Source organism: Parabacteroides caeci (genome assembly GCF_023656795.1).
Taxonomy (GTDB): Bacteria; Bacteroidota; Bacteroidia; order Bacteroidales; family Tannerellaceae; genus Parabacteroides; species Parabacteroides segnis.
In genome coordinates, this window is record NZ_JAMOKT010000019.1 from 84,277 (window position 1) to 102,360 (window position 18,084).

An 18,084-nucleotide genomic window follows, 5' to 3' on the forward strand; every position below is an offset into this window, starting at 1 on the left:
ATTTATTGCGTGTTTCTGTCAATTTTATTAAAGTGAAACTATTTTAGGATATTGTTTTAAACATAAATTAACTTCTAGACGTGTTTTTAGAGATTAAATTAAGAAATGAAAACATATTAATTGTGAATAAATGTTTTTGTTATTTCGTTTTGCTATATTTGTTTAAGTTGTTTATATTTAGCATGTTATCTGAATCTTGAGTGCGCTGTAAAGTCAAACCGGATTGCTCTATTCGGTCACATGAATAAGTGCAGGTTTTATTTTGACTGACCGGAAGCAAGCAGCGAGTTATATAATAACTCGCATACGCTGGTAATTCTCGCGATACTCCTGTGGGGTAACACCTTTGAATTTCTTAAATACTTTGTAAAAATAGGACTGGCTGACAAAACCACACCGGGAAGCGATGTCCATGATGCATTCCTTTTCATTATTATTTAGTTCGCGCACAACAGAGTTGATGCGGTATTCCTGCAGGAAGTCTGTGAAATTACGATTTGTGTTCTTTTTGAGGAACCGGGAAAGTGTGGAAAGACTCATACCCATATATTGAGCCAGTTCGTCTATCGTTATAGGCTCGGCTAAATTCTTACTGATATAGTCGAGTATTTTTTTCATTTGGTAGTCTGCCTCCGTATATTGCGGAGATATGTTTTTAGATAAAACGCGTACATCTTCCGACAAGGAGAGCTCATGTAGGAGAATAAAGAATTTTATGACCGAATAGAATCCTTTTTCCGTAGATATCATTCGCATAATAGGTTGTATGCGGTTGATCTCGGCTTGTCCGAATGCCAATCCATGTTCTGCTTTTGCCATCATTTTCATGATTGAATCGAACTGGTTTTTCTGGAATGCAGGGTTAGAAAACAGGGAGGGATGAAACTGGAGAGTGATCTCATGGATGTCGTTCGAACGGCAGTTTCCGTTCATCCAGGCATGTTTTAGTTCTGTATTGGTGATCAGTACAAGGTCTTTTTCGCCGATAGTTTCTTCCGAGTCGCCGACAATACGCTGGGCACCGCTTGCATTTTCTACAAAGTTGAGTTCCCAAACATTGTGGACATGTATAGGGAAAGTGAAAGAGGATTTTGTACGTTCGAATAGTATGAAACTGTCCTTAATGGATAGAGGTGACTTTTCTCTGAAAACTTCTGTTATCATGGTATGTAATATTAAAACAGTGTGAACAAAAGCGAAGATAGTGATAAAAATGAAAATATGAACAGATGGAATCTGTTTTATTACTCATGTCCCTGATATATCCGATATATGTCGAAGGCGTCGAAGGGTACAGGTGTGGAGGATAGCTCCGGAATATTGTATGATTTGAATGTATAATCGTAATGTTCCGGATCTTTTTGGGGTAAGACGAAAGGTTTTCCTGCTGTTCCGTCGGGAGAGATATAAGCAAAGTAGGGTTTGCCATATTGCCCGTCACCCCGTTTACTGGCAAAGACGAACCAACGGCTGTTCGACGACCAGCTATGATACGTATCTGATCGGTCGGAATTTACAGTAGGCAATGAATTGATTTGGCCGGTTTGTAAATCCATTAGTTTTAAGTCTGTTTCCCTGTGCCAAATGGGAAAAGTGCCGTAATCGGCAACCGAATAGAGCAGATAGCGACCATCGGGAGAGGCTTTCGGGAAGCAAACGGAGGCATGATGTTCTGCTGCATTCCAAAGTGTGTCGATATGGTTGCCCCATTCTCCTTTTTCTGCATCGAAAGCGATGCGGCAAAGGGAATATTGGAGTTGATGAAGGCTGTCCGGTAGTTCCACAGCTGGAGAGGCGTAATAATATATCCAATTACCGTCGGCAGAGAAGGTGGGGAAAGTTTCGAATACCTCTTTTCGGGCTGTTTGAGGAGAGGTAAGCATTTTGTTGTTGTCGAAATCGGCAATAACTAGGTCGGAAACTGTGTCATATACTTCCAAGCGTTTGTTGTTCTGGGCATGATAAGCCGGAATGATGATATTGGAAGAGAAGACTCCATAGCGTCCCGATGGATGGAAATCTCCGTATACGGCACCGGAAACCATTTGGTCATTTTTAAGTGACAGTTTGCGTAATACGCCGTTGCGGTTGAGGATTGTGCCGCCATTCTTTCCACGCAGATGAAACAGAGATAGATTGCCGTTTTGTTTTCCGTAAATGTGACAGTTCATACAGTTGCCATCTACCAGGTTGTTGTCGGCAATTACTTTTTCTTCAAAGGTTTCGATGTTGCGTTCGCATAATTGGATGGTATTCCATACCTCATACCCCGGTTCTATTAAGCGGTAACTTAAGAAACTGTCTAGTTTTTCGGAAACGACCTTCCAAGTGAATGTTGGGTATTGCAGCCATTTACCTTCGACCTTGGCTGTGATAGTGACGGTTAGTGTCTGTCCTTTTTCAGCATCCAGCAAGTTTTTCCATTTGCGGAGCGGAAAACAAACTTTTCGGTTTCCGTGGACGGTCAAACTTTCCTGTTGTCCGCTAACGGTTACCTGTAAAGCGGATGCCTCGTTGCGAAGCAGGAAGTTTAAAGGGGCAATGTTGTATGGAATGGTCACATTTGTGTAATCAGGATAAATGGGAGCGGGTTCGCTCACTTCTGTCACCTGTTTGGGTTGGGAGGTACATGCTGTACATACCAGTAGCATTGTCAATCGAATAAGTCTTTTTATATTATAGATCATCTTTATTTCTTTTTATTGGTTTTGTGCAAAATGATAATAGTACCAGTAGGTTTTCCCGAATTTGCCGGTCAATGCTTGTGGGTCTCCTTTTGATTGTCGGTGTAAACGAGTATATTCTTTAAAATCTTGTACGACAGTAGGATCTATAATGGTCTCCTGTATTTCTTTACCAGAGGCGTGGTGACGAACAAGATCAATCATCAATGCTTCGGCATATAACCGTTTGGGGGCTTTCCCCGGTTGTTTCGGATAGTCTTCAATAAAAGCAGGCAAGTTTTTTGCCAACAGATGTAGGCAAAGCAAATAGTCGCGTGCCATTTCGTTTTTAGGGTTACTCGCAAGTAGAAGCCGGAGTGATTTGACGACATCGGTTGTGGAGATACGTATCGTATCTGTTTTAGGAATAAATGCCCTTTTTTCTTTTAACCATCGTTTGACGGAGTCGCTTTCTTTTCCGGGGATTCTGTCTTTAGCCCATTGACTGTAAAATTTTGTTTTTGACAGAATGCGCAAGTATTTCATGGCAGCTTCTTCATCTCGGTTGATCAGGTTGATTTCTGCCAATCGCTTTACCATACGGCTACCTGTGTGATTGGGAGAAAAGATCATACCCAGTATAGTTGCATGTTCGGCCATCGTCATGTCACCTAAATGGAACCAGACCTCATTGGCATACAATGAAGAAAGATAAGAAGAGGAGGAACTGATAGGTATGAATAGACCTTCGGTTCCCGGTTGGTAATAATACATCAGTCTGTCAGGCAGTTTATTTTCAACAGCATTTGCTAAATTATAATAATAACTGCAAGCACTTATGTGTTCTTCGGGGAAAGATAATTCACGGACTTTGTCCCAATGTCCTGCCTCAGCTTCAATATCGAGTCCTATCAATCGTTCGTATAAAGAATTAGGGGTATCCCACCAGGAGGTAGCAGGATATTGGCTGGCCTGGCTGTAGGTAAGTAAATAACTTTTACTGCATATTCCCGGTAAAACAATCGTCATGATGGCTGCCAGGCAGTTCCATAATCTATTCCTTTTGTGTATTAGGGAAGAAATCAACACGAAAATCAGAAAGATAAAAACTCCATACCCGAACAACCAATATCCTAAAACGATTCCGAAAAAAACGGCTCCGATGCGTAAATATCTGTTCTTTATAGGATCATAGAGAAGAAATAAACATCCACCACCAATTAAAGATATTGTGGAAGATAAAGGGTAAAGCAATCCGCAAGAACGCATCATCTCCCAACTCATGATAGTGATAGCTGGAATGATGGCTAGCCAGCCGTTTGTCCATTTCCGAAATGCGGCATAACAGATCAATCCCAATACTAGCATAATACCCCCCATCAAAATGGAAGCCGTTACCGGGGTACGAAAGAATTGAGTCAGGTAATCGCCGGTCAAACAAGATAATACGGCGGGTTTATTCAAATAAGAATATAAAACTTCTGAGGCATAGACAAAAAGTGTCGTCTGTTCTTTGTGAAGCAAATGATAGGGGCAGGTGTGCAAGTAAAAATAAAAACAGGCAATACCTGCCGGTATAAAGGTTAACCAACTGTATTTATGTGTTTTATTCATTTCTATAGATGTCTAATGAACTGGAAGGTTGCCAAAACTGCTTTATGGTCGGTAGGCCATACTCCAAGTGGTTCGATGATCGGATCGACTGTTTCTTCTATAATACGTTCACCACGAAGTATATCTCCTTTAGGACCGATAATTGTTACATCAGTCAGGCTCAGTCCATTGAAAGGTGCGTACATGATAAAGTCTATACGGTCGCGATCATCGGCTTCCGGTGACCAGACCAGTTTTTTTAAGGCAATGTCCGGGCAATCTGCCGGGCAGGTAAATCCGGGATGAGTGACAGGATCCGGATATTTTTCGCGATAGGAGTCTTTATATCCGGCTTTTTCAAGCATAACGGATACGTCCCAGGGAACAACCTGGCCATAATGGTCGCGCATATCTTTAGTTGCTTCCGTCCAGTCCAGATGAGAAGGCTCGTTGAAGTCACCTCCCAGAATAACGATACGGCTTGCCGCCTTGTCTTTTTCCGCTTCTTTGATGAAACGGGCGATAGCATCGTCACGCACGGATGCACGGTTCAATACCAGGATCGAGTCCAGATTCGTAACAGGTTCTATTTTTTCCCAATTGTTACCGTCATATCCACGGGCATCGTAGTAAGCACAATTGCGGTAATCCAGATGGGCAGTGTATACGGCAAATTCCTGGTTCCCTTTTTTCGTTACCAGGCGATAAATGCTTCCCCGGTCGTCGTTCAAAGGATAAACAGTACTGCTGTCGTTGATGGGATAGCGGCTTAATAATCCTGAATCTTCCGTGTAGAATGAGTAATATGTTTGTCCGCGTTTTTTGAGAGCTTCAACGATACGGTCGCAGAAACGTGTGTTGTGGTAATTTCGTACCTCGCTCAATGTAACGAAATCGGCATCGCTACGAACAATTTCATCTGCAACGGCATCAAATCCGTTTTCTACTACGGTTCCTTCTTGCCAGATATTAAACTGGAGAACTTTAAATGTTTCTGTTTTCTGACAAGAAGAGAAACAGAAAGTGATCATAAACAGTAGAACTGTTGCGAATAGACCTTTTTTCATGGTGTTTATGTAATTTTGTTTAGCTCCGCGAAATTAATTAAATTTCGGATAAATAGGGGTGAATTTTTTATTTATTAGTGTTACAACAGTTTTACAAGACTCTTTTGTTATCTTTGCAGCAGACAATCAAACACAGAACAGGGTATGGACGGTAAGAGAGTTTTTGTCACCGGTGGTGCTAAAGGTATCGGTGCAGCTATTGTGACTGCATTTTGTAATGTGGGAGCAAGGGTCGCTTTTTGTGATACAGATGAAAAAGCGGCTTCGCGTCTTTGCGATCTATTACCTACTTTCGTCCAGTTCTTCCAGGCTGATGCAAGTGATCCGGAAGCTCTTCAAAAAGTTATCAACAGGCTTTTCAACATGTGGGGAGATATAGATGTGATTGTTAATAATGTGGGAATCAGTGAGTTTTCTCCATTGGCCGAAACGAGCATTGAACAGTTCGATAAAGTGTTGTCAACAAACCTGCGGCCGGTGTTTATAACTTCGCGGGCATTGGCTATCCATCGGAATAATGAGGAAGGGAAACAGCGTTACGGCCGGATCATCAATATCGCTTCTACCCGTTATCTCCAAAGCGAACCCGGTTCGGAATGCTATGCTGCTTCCAAAGGGGGGATTGTTTCGTTGACACATGCGCTAGCATTGTCTTTCAGTGATTATAATATTACTGTAAACAGTATCAGTCCGGGATGGATACAGAATGAAGATTACCGTTTGCTGAAACGGTCGGACCATAGCCAGCATCCGTCAGGACGTGTGGGGCGTCCTTCAGATATAGCAAGCGCCTGCCTTTTCCTGGCTGCCCCGGAAAATGATTTCATCAACGGCCAGAATATTGTAATAGACGGCGGGATGACTAAGAAGATGATTTATGAATAATCGGTACGTTAATTAATGCCTATCCTGATATTTTTGCCTTTGAACGCCGGATAGAACAGGAACTGCGGATCCATACGTTTGTTCCAGGGATTATATTCATAATTTACTCCGACACCGAAGCTGAAATTATCTTTTACTTTAAATTCAAAAGCACCTCCTACGCTTGTATGATTATAATAGGGATTCAGCAACATGTGAGGATTCATTCGTTCTCCTTTCTGATAGAATGCATATTGCCCCCAACCTTTGACAGTCATCCAGTCGACCACCTCAATGCTGACAGTGGCATTAACACCTCCCATAAAGTCAGGACTGTAGTTGAACGGCGTGAAGTAACGTCCGGCAAATGTACCTCCTGTAAGTGTCCATCGGTCCTGGTGCCATACTAATGATGAACTAACCCTTGTAAGTCCTCCTACTCCTGGCCAGGTAAATTGTTCTCCGACTGTCAGCAGACCGGTTGTTTCGCTGATCGGGGTAAAACTAGACTCTTGAAAATCGAGTGCCATTGGAGATACGCGGCGTAGCATTGGAGTAAACGGATTAAAGAACGGACGGTAAGCGGCTGACAGAACCTGCATATCCATCGGACGTTGATCTTGAATTTCAGGAAAGTCCGGAGTGAATTCCCTGAGTTTTTTCTCCAACTCCGTCCTTAGAGAAGGAGTATATGTTTTATATGAAAATTCAGGAATATTGAAATTGAATTTTTGAAACTTGGGAATGGCAGTCATTTTCCCATCACCATTCAGAACATAGTCAAAAACAGACTGTGCGTGCCCACAGCATACACATGTCACTAGTGCTATAATTATAAAATATCCCCGCTTCATACACAACATCATTTTATTGACGCTAAGATAGATTATTTACTTAAAATAAGATATTTATTGATCTTGTTTTTACTTAAAATAGTAGAAAAACTACATATTAATTCTTGTAGAGGCTGCTAGCAGGAGAAAATATAGCATATCTTTGCCTTTAATAAGAAAAAGAAAGGAATGTTACGTATGAAAATTAAAAGTTATATACTGGTTATTTTATTTTCGCTGTCATTTGCAGCTTGCGAGAAGGAGGATAACAATGGACCAAAAACAGATAATGATGTGAATCTGTGGATAGAAAGGATTATGAGAGAAAACTATCTTTGGTATTCTGAACTTCCTGAAAAAAACACGTTGAACTTTGATGCGGAACCGAAGGATTTTTTGCTTTCTTTATTATCAGATAAAGACGGGAAAGACCTGCCCGAAGGCCATCATTATTATTCAACTCTGGAAAAGGCGGTAGCGACGAAAAGTATTTTTAATGATAGAGATTCGTATGGATTCGATTTCGCTACTTCCAATTTAAAAAGTGGGAATAACATTTATAAAATAGCTGTTGTCCTTTATGTATTAAAGGACTCACCGGCCGAGGAAGCCGGGTTGAAACGTGGTGACTGGATTCTGGGTGTAAATGGGGCAGAAGGCACGATTCAAAATTATGATATATTGAGAAGCGGAGGCAGTGTGTCTCTTCAACTGGCACGATATGATGAGGATAGGGAGGTTATTATTCCGACCAAAGAAATAGCTTTGGGAGCATCCCGTGTTGTGGAAGATACCCCTTTTCTGAAAGATTCGGTTTATACTATCGGTAATAGTTGTATCGGTTATTTGATGTATAATCATTTTACTATCGGTCCGGATGGGCGTGACGATATGAGTTATAATCTTTACCTGCAACAATTATTTGAAAAGTTCAAAAGCCGGAATGTAAATGAGTTTGTGCTCGATTTACGGTATAATGGCGGTGGTGATGTGAGATGTGCCCAGTTACTGGCCTCTTTACTTGCTCCTGAAAGTGTGTTGGGAGATACATTTTGTAAACTGGAATATAATGACAAAAACGAAAGTAAGAATAATGTGATACCTCTCCTGAAAACATCAGAGGTCCGATCTGGAAATCTCAACTTGAAACGGTTGTTCGTTTTGACAGGAAGCAATACTGCTTCATCTTCTGAACTTGTTATCAATTCTTTGAAGCCTTATCTGGGTAATAATGTTCGTTTGATCGGTGTACAAACTTTCGGTAAAACGGTAGGGATGAGTGTTTATGACGAATCGGAGAAATATGGGTGGATTTTTTCACCTGTTACATTCCGTAGTTATAATAAGGAAGGTAAGGCTGATTATGCAGATGGTTTTTCTCCTGATATAAGGATCAATGAGTTTAATTGGAACTTGGTAAGTTTTGGAGAAACGAATGAACCTTTGTTGGCAGAGGCTATTTACGAAATAACAGGTCGGTCTTCATTGAAATCGGTGCGTTCTGCTTCAAAGCCTGTTCCTTTGGATATTTCTTATTCTCCCCAACAGAGTATTAGAAATAATATGGTATTATATATCGAGTGATAATTATTTATTTTTATTTTTCTCCACTATAGCTGCAACATTAGGAGAGGCTTTTTCATCATACAGATAGAGAGTAATATTACCTATGGACGAACAGCTGTTAATTGCCGGATGCAAACGTGGGGAGTCATGGGCTCGTAAAGAAGTCTACGAGCTGTATGCTCCTGCCATGATGAGTGTGTGTATGCGGTATGTCAATAACAGGGAAACAGCTCGCGACTTGTTGCAGGACGGATTTATCAAGATATTCACAAAGATCGGAAGTTATACGGGATCCGGTGCATTTCCCGGTTGGGTACGCAGGGTATTCGTTACTACAGCTCTTGAATATCTCCGAAAAAATGATGCAATCCGGTTAAGCGTAAACTTTGATGACTGCGGGGATTTGGCTGATGAGGTCGATGTGTCGGCTTTAGACCGTTTGTCGGCAGATGACCTGCATGCTTGTATTGCCCGTTTGCCGAATGGCTACCGGACGGTGTTCAACCTCTATGCGATAGAGGGATATTCTCACAGTGAAATAGCAGAAATGCTACATATAAGCGAAGTAACCTCGCGGACACAGTTTATCAGGGCGCGGAAAGTGTTACAGAAAAGTGTTCAATCATTAATTATGCATGAAGATGCGCAGTGATACGGATCATAGAGAACAGTTGGATGATTTCAGCGAATTCATGAAGCAGAAACTGGAAGATCACCGGTTACCTGTCGATGATCTTTGCTGGGAGGATATCGAGCCTCATATGAAGCCCCGTGGACAGAAATGGTTGTGGTGGGCCGGAAGTTCTGTGGCTGCTGCCGTCATTGCATTACTGTTTTTGTTTTCACCCTTTCGGACAGGGGACGGATCCTATGACGGCGTGGTACCGCCAGTGGCTTCCGTTCAGGATGAAGAGAAAATATATCAGGAGACTCAGGAGAACATTCCGGAAAAAACGAAACCATCTGTTACTGAGTCTGTACCAGCGAAGAAACTGATTGCTGCCGCGAGACCTGACAAGCCCTTGCAAATAACTGAAAATGAAGTATCGGAAGCGGAAGTTGCAGAAGAAATACAGGAACAAGAAAAAACGGTGCAGCAGCCGGAAAAGAAACAGAAGCAACAGGATTTGTATAGCTATGAATCGAAAAAATATAATTTCTCTTTTGCCGGTAAGAAAAAGACAGCGGAAGGCGGATGGTCTGTCAATGCAGGTTTCGGTACTGGTGGTCATGTCTCGTTAGGACTCGGAAATGGGGATCTTGTAGCGGATATGGATGATCCTTCGAGTAGTATAACTCCGGGTAATCCGGGAGAGGTATCTCCTCCACCGGTCAAGCCGCCTTTGTTTGAAAATTCGAATGTATTGCCTCCTGAACAATATACAGATGTAGATGCTGCATTGCCTCTCTCTTTTGGTGTGACGGTTCGGAAAGATTTCAATCGTTATATCGGGGTGGAGACAGGGTTGGTATATACTTATTTATCTTCCAATCTGTCAGCATGGGATAAAGTTCAGTATAAGTCCCGTCTGGAACTTCATTATCTGGGTATACCTGTCAATCTGGTTGTCTCTCTTTGGCAAAATCCACGATGGAAAATATATTTGTCGGGCGGCTTTATGATGGAAAAAGGGTTACGGTCCAAACAGACGGAGAACAGGTTCTGGCAGTTTGAACAGGTAAATAATGTTGAGAAGAAAGGCATAAACGGCCTTCAATGGTCCTTGAATGCCTCTGCCGGTGTGTCCTATTGTTTTTACAGGGATTGGAGTTTTTATTTCGAACCACGTATTTCGCATTATTTTGATAATGACCAGCCGCCGAGCATCCGGACAGAAAATTCGGTGATTATCGGACTTGGTGCAGGTATTCGTTTTGATTTTTAATTGAAAGAACTATAAGTATTTATCCACTAAATGTATTGAAGATGAAAAAACTAATGAGTCTGTTTTGTGTGTCGTTGATCTGTTTGCTTTGCGGATGCAACGATGATATGAAAGTGAGGGAGACGATTACGTTGACCATGAATGAACCTGTATTTATGCCTGCCGATGTTTTCCGTTCGTCAGTGAAAGTAAAAACACAACCCGAAGAAATTACTCAGCAAGGTAAGATTTGTTTTTATGAGGGGTATCTGTATGTATCGGAACCGGGAAGAGGTATTCATATCATTGACAACCGGAATCCTTCTTCTCCCCGTGCCACAGGTTTTATTGAGTTGATCGGGAATGCGGATATAGCCATTCGTAATAATATGTTGTATGCCGATTCCTATGTGGACCTGATTTGGTTCGATATTGCCAATCCGGCTCTTCCCGTTTTGAAAGACCGTTTGGAAAATGTGTTTGAAACTTTACCGCCGGTGGAAGAAGGTGAGATCGATTATCAGATGTGTTTTTCGGAAGAGGCAAAAACGAAAGGCGTTGTTGTCGGCTGGACTAAAAAGGAAAAGACAATAACGTATGAATATTACAAGAATGAAGAAATCTATTATGATATGGCTTCAAGCAATAGCAGTGGTGGTTCTACAGGTGTGAATGGCTCCATGTCCCGCTTTGGTCTTTATCAGGATTATCTATATGTTGTCTTGAATAATCAGATGAGTATTTTTAATCTGGGGGGAGCCAAGCCGGAGAAAGCGGCAGATAATATGTATATCGGAGGAAATGTGGAAACCATTTTCAGCTATAAGGATTGTATGTTTATGGGAACTCCGACCGGTATGTTGATTTATTCGGTGGCCGATCCTGTAAATCCGGAATATCAGTCGTTTATGTCGCATGTGTATGGTTGTGATCCGGTCGTTGTGGAAGATGATATTGCTTATGTGACAGTCCATGCAGGTAATAACTGCGGACAGAATTTTAATGAACTGATCATATTGGATGTCAGTGACGTGAAACGTCCCCAGCCGATCGTTGCTTATACGATGACTAAACCGAAAGGATTGGGTATCGATAACGGTACGCTTTTCCTTTGTGACGATGGTTTGAAGATCTATAATGCCAATGACCCGCAGACTCTGATGGCAAACCGCCTGGCCCATTATTCCGGTATGGAGGGCTATGATGTGATCCCTTATAATAATGTATTGATGATGATTGCCGAAGACGGTATTTACCAGTATGATTATTCGGATTTGAAGGAGATTCGGTTGTTGAGTAAGATTGCGGTGAAGAAGTAATCATTTTTTGATCTTCTTTTGAATACATTAGAACTATCAGTGAATGAATGTGTTATTTAAATAGAATCATAAACAAATAAGGCGATGAAATTTTTTATAGACACAGCGAACCTGGATCAGATCCGGGAAGCGAATGATTTGGGCGTGTTGGATGGTGTGACGACCAATCCGTCATTGATGGCCAAAGAAGGAATTAAAGGAGTGGAAAACCAACGGGCACATTATTTAAAGATTTGCGAGATCGTGGATGGCGATGTGAGTGCCGAGGTGATCTCTACCGATTATGAAGGAATGATCAAAGAAGGAGAGGAACTGGCTGCCCTGAATCCGCATATCGTAGTAAAAGTTCCTTGCATTGAAGCAGGGATTAAGGCAATTAAATATTTTACGGACAAAGGTATCCGTACGAACTGTACGCTGGTCTTTTCCCGTGGTCAGGCTCTTTTGGCGGCAAAGGCCGGGGCTACTTATGTCTCTCCGTTTGTCGGACGTCTCGACGATATATCCAGCGACGGAATTGAACTGGTTGCCAAAATAGTGGAAATGTATACTTATTATGGCTATGAGACGGAAGTCCTTGCTGCTTCTATCCGTAGCACACAACATATTATCCAATGTATCGAGGCGGGAGCCGATGTGGCAACCTGTCCGTTGGCTGCTATCAAAGGTTTGTTGAAACACCCGCTTACCGATAGCGGACTGGCAACCTTCCTGGCCGACTATAAAAAGGTGAACGGATAGGCCGTCGGTGACAAATAATATTTTCTTTGTTTTATAGGGGGCAGCAAAAAGTTTGTCACGGCTTATTATCAGTGTGTTACGGTGAAAACGGCTTACAACCGGGGTAAAAAGGTCCCTACTTTTGACCTCGAGTTTGTCACTATTAACATTTGAAAACATATAATTTCTATCCGGTATATCACCGGGATGATATTGGAATGTCACCTAGGTGATGATGAAACGTCACCGGGGTGGTATGATGCAAAAGCTATAGCTTTCGAGATTAGAAGCTATAGCTTTTGTCCTTAAAGTAAGTAGCCTTTGAGCTTAGTTGTTATTCACTTCTTAAAACTTTGACAGGGTTACCCGAAGCCGCTTTGTAAGTATGCCAGCTGACGGTGAGCAGCGTTATAAAAAGTACACTGAATCCACCGAGCAGAAAGTGGAAAACGGATATTTCCGTATGATAGGCAAAGTGTTCCAGCCATTGGTTGAGGAAAAGCCATGAGACAGGAACGGCAATAACGAAGGCTATTCCGATCCAGCCGACAAACTGTTTATTCAGTAGAAACATAATCCCTAAAGTGCTGGAACCGTTTACTTTCCGGATGCCAATTTCTTTGGTGCGTTGTTCCGTAGCATACAAAGCCATACCGAACAACCCGAAACAAGTCAGGAAAATACTGATCAGCGAATACATGATCATTAATTCCGCCAGTTCGGTTGTCCTGCTGTTGCGTTGCATGAACTCCTTATAAACATCCTGAAAAGTGAAATATTTACCGGGATTCATCTTTTCCCATACTTTCTTGATGGAGGCAATGGTTTGCAGGCGGCCTTTGCCGAGTTTGATCTCTGCAAAGGCATATCTTTTGTCGTCATCCTGAACTATATAGATGATACTGGGGAAAACATCTTCTTCGAGTGAATTAGCAAAAATGTCTTCGACAATACCTGCAACGATCATTTTAGGCTTGTTGCCGTCTGCCTCATATTCTGCATTCTTTTTATCGTATTTACTCAACGGTTGGCCAACCGGGTTTTCTCCCGGAGGAACCAGGAGATCAGCATATTTTTGAGTGATATAAGCCGGATTCTTGAACTGTTCAAGTGCACGGTCCGGTTCGATTCCCTGCATAATCTTTATCTTTAATGTTTTCAGAAAATCACGTCCACCCATATATTGTGCACTCATATAATGGGTTTCGCTTCCGTCCGGATTCTTGATGTCCGCAGTAGATAACCCCATATTTAATAAACAGCTTCCCGTGAGTGTCACATTTTCCACACCGGGTATTTTTTTTATTTCGCGTACAAAAGCCGGCATGTAGGAATTATCTCCTCCCCAGGAACCTACCTCAATTAAGTCGCGGTAACCTTCTCCTCCTTTTTGTATAAAACGAAGTTGGCTGTTTACCGTGAGTGTCGCGATGATCAGGCCGATGGAAACGGTATATTGGGCGATGGAGAGGGCGGTTACGATCCTTCTTTTCTTATTCCCGGTGAAAAACTCGCGGTAACCGGAGGCCGACAGCTTACCTATTTTCCGGCTTATATAGACGGAAGGGATGATGGATAACAGGAATATAAACAGGGCGATCATCGGCAATACCTGTTTATTGAAGAAGAAAGATGTTTGTATGTTCCCTGAGACAATCGAGTTGAATAGCGGGATCAGGTCGTTTGTGATCAGCAGGGAGATGAGGAATGCTGCGATAACGGTCAGGAATGTATCGAGGAAAAGCTGGCGGTTGATATCAGCTTTTGTCGCACCCATAAGTTTTTGTGTATGAATCATCCGTACCTGTTGCAGCAGACGGGAGAAGTTGAGGTTGATATAGTTGAAACAGGCGATCAGCAGGATCAGGATGGCGGAGATCAGTCCGACATAGAGCAAGGTCTTCTGGCGGCTGTTGAGGAATAGGAAACCTTCCTGTGTATATTTCCGGAAATAGCTTTCCTGTAAAGTGTATAAATGGTATTTCCCTCCTGGGAGAAATGTCTGCATGCCGTCTTTATTGATCTGTTCGGCGAATTTATCCGGGTCGATAGGGCGATTGGTCATTAAGAGGCACAATCCTCCGTTGAGCGTTCCTCCGGTTCCGGTTAATGCATCGAATGAGATATAGGATTGGTCGCGCGATTCGACGATAGCAGCAACTTGATAGGTCGTTTCGTTTTCTTCCTTTTCTATCGTACCATCTTTCCGGACACGAGTAATCGTATTGTTCGTGCCGGTGGTGATCGTTTGGCCGATCGGGTTTTCTTTGCCGAAGTATTTCCGGGCACATTCTTCCGTCAAAGCGATTTTATTCGGTTGAGTCAGCACCTCGTTCAGGTCTCCGTTCACTACTTTGTAGGGAAAGAAACGGGGGAAGGAGGCATCGGCTACCACTATCGTGATCGGATCGAAACGGGTATTGTTTACCATTATATAATCCATTCCGGTATTATTCATGCGTACATAATCGGTTACTTCCGGATATTTTTCTTTTATTTCGCCCGGAATGCCGCCGACAATGAAACAAACCTGTTCGCCGGGTTGGAGTGGTGAGTCCTGGTCCATCAGGTAGATATTATCCCGGTTCGGGTTATCCGCTTCCAGGTTATATTCATGGATGACGAAAACTGCCAGCAGGTTTGTGCAGGCAATGCCGATTGCCAGGCTGACGATTGATATGATGGAGAACGTCTTGTTTCGCCACCAACTTCGCAGGACGAGTTTAAATGCGATTGCTTTCATATTGTAATCGGTTTATTCGCTTCTTAATACGTTGACTGGATTGCCGGAAGCCGCTTTGTAGCTGTGCCAGCAGACTGTGAGCAGGGTGATAAGCAGGACAAACAGTCCGCTTGCCAGATAGATGCCGATACTCATATCCGTGTGGTAGACAAAGTTTTCCAGCCAACGGTTGAGTAGTAACCAGGTGATAGGGATGGCAATGATAAAGGAAATGCCTATCCAGGATATGAACTGGCTGTTGAGCAGTAACATGATTTGGGGGCTGGTCGCTCCGTTCACTTTCCGGATACCTATTTCCTTGGTGCGTTGTTCGGTTGCATAGAGTGCCATTCCGAACAGGCCGCAGCAAGTCAGGAAGAGGCTGATCAATGAATACATGAACAGCAGCCGGGAGAGTTCGGTTGTTTTCTCGTTCCGTTGCAGGAACTTTTGGTAAACATCCTGATACGTGAAATATTTACCCGGGTTTACCTTATTCCATGCTTCCCGTACGGCAGCGATACTCTTCTCCCTGTTATCGCCGAGGCGTATATAAATGTAATTGAACGAATTTTGAGGACTGTTGTTGATCTGGATGGTAAAAGGATAAACTTCGTTTTCCAGTGTATGTGTGTATAAGTTCTCGACGATACCGGCAATTGTCGTGACCGGTGCATTTGACGGATTATTACCTGTATTCCCTTCATCGAACTCTTTATCGATCGCATTAATCGGTTTACCGATCGGGTTTTCTCCTTTTCCGACCAGTATCTCTGCATATTTCTCATTGATATATACCGGACGGGCATATTTTTCGACGGTCTGTTCGGGAGGAAGGCCTTTTAATAGCTTCAGTTGTAAGGCGTCCAGGAAGTCTGGTTCGCCGAAATAGTCGATTTGTGCCGTATAGTTTTCACTGCCGTCTTCATTTTTCAGGACGATTTGCGTTATCCAACTGTCCAGGATAGAGCTTCCGGCAAGGGATACGTGTTTTATCTCCGGGTGTTTTTTTAGTTCCCGGGCAAAGGGACGGACATAAGAACCGTCTTCTTGCCAATCTCCTATTTCAATCAGGTTTTTATAATTATCTCCTCCTTGGCGGATGAAATGAAGTTGGTCGTTTACCGTCAGTGTGGCAATGACCAGGCCGATAGAAATAACATATTGGGCGATGGATAATGAGGTGACTATCTTCCTCTTTTTATTTCCGGTGAAAAACTCCCGGTAGCCGGAGTTGGAAAGCCTGGATATCTTTTGTCCCATATAGGCTGCCGGAATTATGGATAACAGCAGGATAAAGCAACAGATGACTGGCAATGATTGTCCGTTGAAAAAGAAAGAGGAATGTAATTGCCCGTTTACGATTGAGTTGAACAGGGGAAGCAGGTCATGAGTAATCAGCAACGAGCAGAGGAAAGCAATGATTACCGTCAGGAAGGTATCCAGAAAAAGTTGCAGGTTGATTTCTTTCCGGCTGGCTCCCATCAGTTTCTGTGTATGAATCATCCGTACCTGTTGAAGGAGACGTGAGAAGTTGAGGTTGATATAATTGAAACAGGCTATTAGCAGAATCAGGATGGCGGAGATTAATCCTACATAAAGCAATGTCGGCTGACGGAAATTCAGATAGTTTGATTTCTGTCCTTCGGTCGTGTAGAAGTAGCTTTCCTGTAAAGTATCCAGATAATAATTCCCCAGGTCACCTTGTAAAGTAGGGATTTTGTCTTTTTTCAATTGTGCTTCAAATGCTTTCCGGTCGATTGGCTTGTTCATCAGTAACAGGCTGGTACCGCCATAGAAGGGATCTGAGATAGCTGTTACTGCCTCCAGGTTTAAAAAGGATTGTTCCCGGTCGGCTATGATGGCGGCAACCTGGTAAGCGTGTTCGTTGTTAGTACTGCCTTTGGTGCTCATCTCTTCATCGGGAAGACTGAAATGTATTATTTTGCCGATCGGATTGGTTTTTCCGAAAAGTTTTCGGGCAGTTTGTTCGGTAAGGGCCAGTTTGTCGGGTTGGGTCAGGGCCTCTTTCAGGTTTCCGGAGAGTACTTTATAGGGGAAAAACTCTGATAAAGACGGATCGGCGGAGACGAGACGAATCGGTGCGTGTTTCACATTATCAATAGAAATGTATTTGACGGTTTTTCCGCTTATCCGGAGATAATTCTCAACTTCGCTGTATTTCTCTTTCAGCATTGCCGGGATATCGCCTCCTGCATAGATAGTCTTTTGTCCGGTTTTCATCGGCCAGTCCTGGCTGAGTATCCAGATACGTTCTTTGTTCGGATTTCCTTTCTCTATTCCATATTCATGAATAGTGAATACGGCCAGCAGGTTTGTGCAGGCAATGCCGATCGCCAGACTGACGATGGAGATTATTGAGAATGTCTTGTTTCTCCACCAGCTGCGGAATACAAGTTTTAGAGCGACAGTTTTCATAAATTCGATATTAGGCTTTTCGTACCGTTCTTTTTCGAATGGCATTTCAAATCTATCCTCTTTCTTTTGCAAGGACAAAGAATAAGTAAAAATAATTGAAGGATACAGTCAAATTGTCTAAATATTAGACAATGGGAGTTGGGAGAATATTTTGAAATATAGAAATTGAACTATCCCATTCTCAAAAAGACTTGTTCGTTACAGGTTTATTTGCCGTCTGCTTCAGCTCAATGTCATTAAGTTAAGGATATAAGCCTTAAAAATCAGAGTCACTTGGTCATTACAGGTTCATTTGCCGTCAGTTTTAACTCAATGTCATCAATTTAAGGTTCATAGTGCTCTTTTGTAATTAGTTAGAGTATAGTTTTTACAATTGGGCCTTCCTTTCCTTGCTCGTGGAAACTTTCTTCCCGGTCTGATGGGCACCAAATGC

At 42.6% G+C, this 18,084-nt stretch carries 13 protein-coding genes; 6 read left to right on the top strand and 7 right to left on the bottom strand.

Annotated features, from left to right (window positions below; all coding sequences use genetic code 11):
• Window positions 1-288 precede the first annotated feature (288 nt).
• The 4 genes from NBH15_RS11655 to NBH15_RS11670 all read right to left on the bottom strand — a co-directional run bounded on the left by NBH15_RS11655 (window position 289) and on the right by NBH15_RS11670 (window position 5,323).
• Window positions 289-1,164 (bottom strand): AraC family transcriptional regulator, encoded by an 876-nt coding sequence (locus tag NBH15_RS11655; protein WP_128133818.1) that lies wholly within the window; start codon window positions 1,162-1,164, stop codon window positions 289-291.
• 80 nt (window positions 1,165-1,244) lie between these two features.
• Window positions 1,245-2,687, bottom strand: coding sequence for a TolB family protein (locus NBH15_RS11660; protein ID WP_250822716.1), 1,443 nt, complete (start codon window positions 2,685-2,687; stop codon window positions 1,245-1,247).
• Window positions 2,688-2,699: 12 nt separating this feature from the next.
• Window positions 2,700-4,277, bottom strand: a complete 1,578-nt coding sequence (locus NBH15_RS11665; RefSeq protein WP_128133819.1) for a DUF6057 family protein — start codon at window positions 4,275-4,277, stop codon at window positions 2,700-2,702.
• 2 nt (window positions 4,278-4,279) lie between these two features.
• Window positions 4,280-5,323 carry an endonuclease/exonuclease/phosphatase family protein gene (locus NBH15_RS11670; protein ID WP_128133820.1) on the bottom strand — a complete coding sequence of 348 codons (1,044 nt, stop codon included), beginning with the start codon at window positions 5,321-5,323 and terminating at the stop codon, window positions 4,280-4,282.
• 144 nt (window positions 5,324-5,467) lie between these two features.
• Here NBH15_RS11670 and NBH15_RS11675 point away from each other — a divergent pair, with 144 nt between their 5' ends.
• Complete coding sequence (locus NBH15_RS11675) at window positions 5,468-6,208, top strand: SDR family NAD(P)-dependent oxidoreductase (protein ID WP_186960305.1); 741 nt, start codon at window positions 5,468-5,470, stop codon at window positions 6,206-6,208.
• 8 nt (window positions 6,209-6,216) lie between these two features.
• Here NBH15_RS11675 and NBH15_RS11680 read toward each other — a convergent pair whose 3' ends face one another.
• On the bottom strand, window positions 6,217-7,041 hold the full coding sequence (locus NBH15_RS11680) for a hypothetical protein (protein ID WP_128133821.1): 825 nt from the start codon (window positions 7,039-7,041) through the stop codon (window positions 6,217-6,219).
• 177 nt (window positions 7,042-7,218) lie between these two features.
• Here NBH15_RS11680 and NBH15_RS11685 point away from each other — a divergent pair, with 177 nt between their 5' ends.
• The 5 genes from NBH15_RS11685 to fsa all read left to right on the top strand — a co-directional run bounded on the left by NBH15_RS11685 (window position 7,219) and on the right by fsa (window position 12,511).
• Window positions 7,219-8,604 (top strand): S41 family peptidase, encoded by a 1,386-nt coding sequence (locus NBH15_RS11685; protein ID WP_128133822.1) that lies wholly within the window; start codon window positions 7,219-7,221, stop codon window positions 8,602-8,604.
• A gap of 85 nt (window positions 8,605-8,689) precedes the next feature.
• Window positions 8,690-9,238: an RNA polymerase sigma factor gene (locus NBH15_RS11690; protein ID WP_007655522.1), complete on the top strand. Its 549-nt coding sequence runs from the start codon at window positions 8,690-8,692 to the stop codon at window positions 9,236-9,238.
• Window positions 9,222-10,472: a porin family protein gene (locus NBH15_RS11695; protein WP_250822717.1), complete on the top strand. Its 1,251-nt coding sequence runs from the start codon at window positions 9,222-9,224 to the stop codon at window positions 10,470-10,472. Before NBH15_RS11690 ends, NBH15_RS11695 begins: the two co-directional genes overlap by 17 nt.
• Window positions 10,473-10,513: 41 nt before the next feature.
• Window positions 10,514-11,770, top strand: coding sequence for an LVIVD repeat-containing protein (locus tag NBH15_RS11700; protein WP_250822718.1), 1,257 nt, complete (start codon window positions 10,514-10,516; stop codon window positions 11,768-11,770).
• A gap of 84 nt (window positions 11,771-11,854) precedes the next feature.
• Window positions 11,855-12,511, top strand: a complete 657-nt coding sequence (gene fsa, locus NBH15_RS11705; protein ID WP_046145530.1) for a fructose-6-phosphate aldolase — start codon at window positions 11,855-11,857, stop codon at window positions 12,509-12,511.
• A 313-nt stretch (window positions 12,512-12,824) separates the two neighbouring features.
• Here the strand turns inward: fsa and NBH15_RS11710 are convergent, their stop codons facing one another.
• Together NBH15_RS11710 and NBH15_RS11715 are read right to left on the bottom strand one after the other, a co-directional pair.
• Window positions 12,825-15,233 (bottom strand): ABC transporter permease, encoded by a 2,409-nt coding sequence (locus NBH15_RS11710; RefSeq protein WP_250822719.1) that lies wholly within the window; start codon window positions 15,231-15,233, stop codon window positions 12,825-12,827.
• A gap of 12 nt (window positions 15,234-15,245) precedes the next feature.
• Complete coding sequence (locus tag NBH15_RS11715) at window positions 15,246-17,696, bottom strand: ABC transporter permease (protein ID WP_250822720.1); 2,451 nt, start codon at window positions 17,694-17,696, stop codon at window positions 15,246-15,248.
• Window positions 17,697-18,084: the final 388 nt, after the last annotated feature.

Excerpts from the sequence above, each read along its gene's own strand:
- NBH15_RS11655 (WP_128133818.1), bottom strand. The coding sequence starts at position 1,164 with ATGATAACAGAAGTTTTCAGAGAAAAGTCACCTCTATCCATTAAGGAC.
- NBH15_RS11660 (WP_250822716.1), bottom strand. The coding sequence starts at position 2,687 with ATGATCTATAATATAAAAAGACTTATTCGATTGACAATGCTACTGGTA.
- NBH15_RS11665 (WP_128133819.1), bottom strand. The coding sequence starts at position 4,277 with ATGAATAAAACACATAAATACAGTTGGTTAACCTTTATACCGGCAGGT.
- NBH15_RS11670 (WP_128133820.1), bottom strand. The coding sequence starts at position 5,323 with ATGAAAAAAGGTCTATTCGCAACAGTTCTACTGTTTATGATCACTTTC.
- NBH15_RS11675 (WP_186960305.1), top strand. The coding sequence starts at position 5,468 with ATGGACGGTAAGAGAGTTTTTGTCACCGGTGGTGCTAAAGGTATCGGT.
- NBH15_RS11680 (WP_128133821.1), bottom strand. The coding sequence starts at position 7,041 with ATGAAGCGGGGATATTTTATAATTATAGCACTAGTGACATGTGTATGC.
- NBH15_RS11685 (WP_128133822.1), top strand. The coding sequence starts at position 7,219 with ATGAAAATTAAAAGTTATATACTGGTTATTTTATTTTCGCTGTCATTT.
- NBH15_RS11690 (WP_007655522.1), top strand. The coding sequence starts at position 8,690 with ATGGACGAACAGCTGTTAATTGCCGGATGCAAACGTGGGGAGTCATGG.
- NBH15_RS11695 (WP_250822717.1), top strand. The coding sequence starts at position 9,222 with ATGAAGATGCGCAGTGATACGGATCATAGAGAACAGTTGGATGATTTC.
- NBH15_RS11700 (WP_250822718.1), top strand. The coding sequence starts at position 10,514 with ATGAAAAAACTAATGAGTCTGTTTTGTGTGTCGTTGATCTGTTTGCTT.
- fsa (WP_046145530.1), top strand. The coding sequence starts at position 11,855 with ATGAAATTTTTTATAGACACAGCGAACCTGGATCAGATCCGGGAAGCG.
- NBH15_RS11710 (WP_250822719.1), bottom strand. The coding sequence starts at position 15,233 with ATGAAAGCAATCGCATTTAAACTCGTCCTGCGAAGTTGGTGGCGAAAC.
- NBH15_RS11715 (WP_250822720.1), bottom strand. The coding sequence starts at position 17,696 with ATGCCATTCGAAAAAGAACGGTACGAAAAGCCTAATATCGAATTTATG.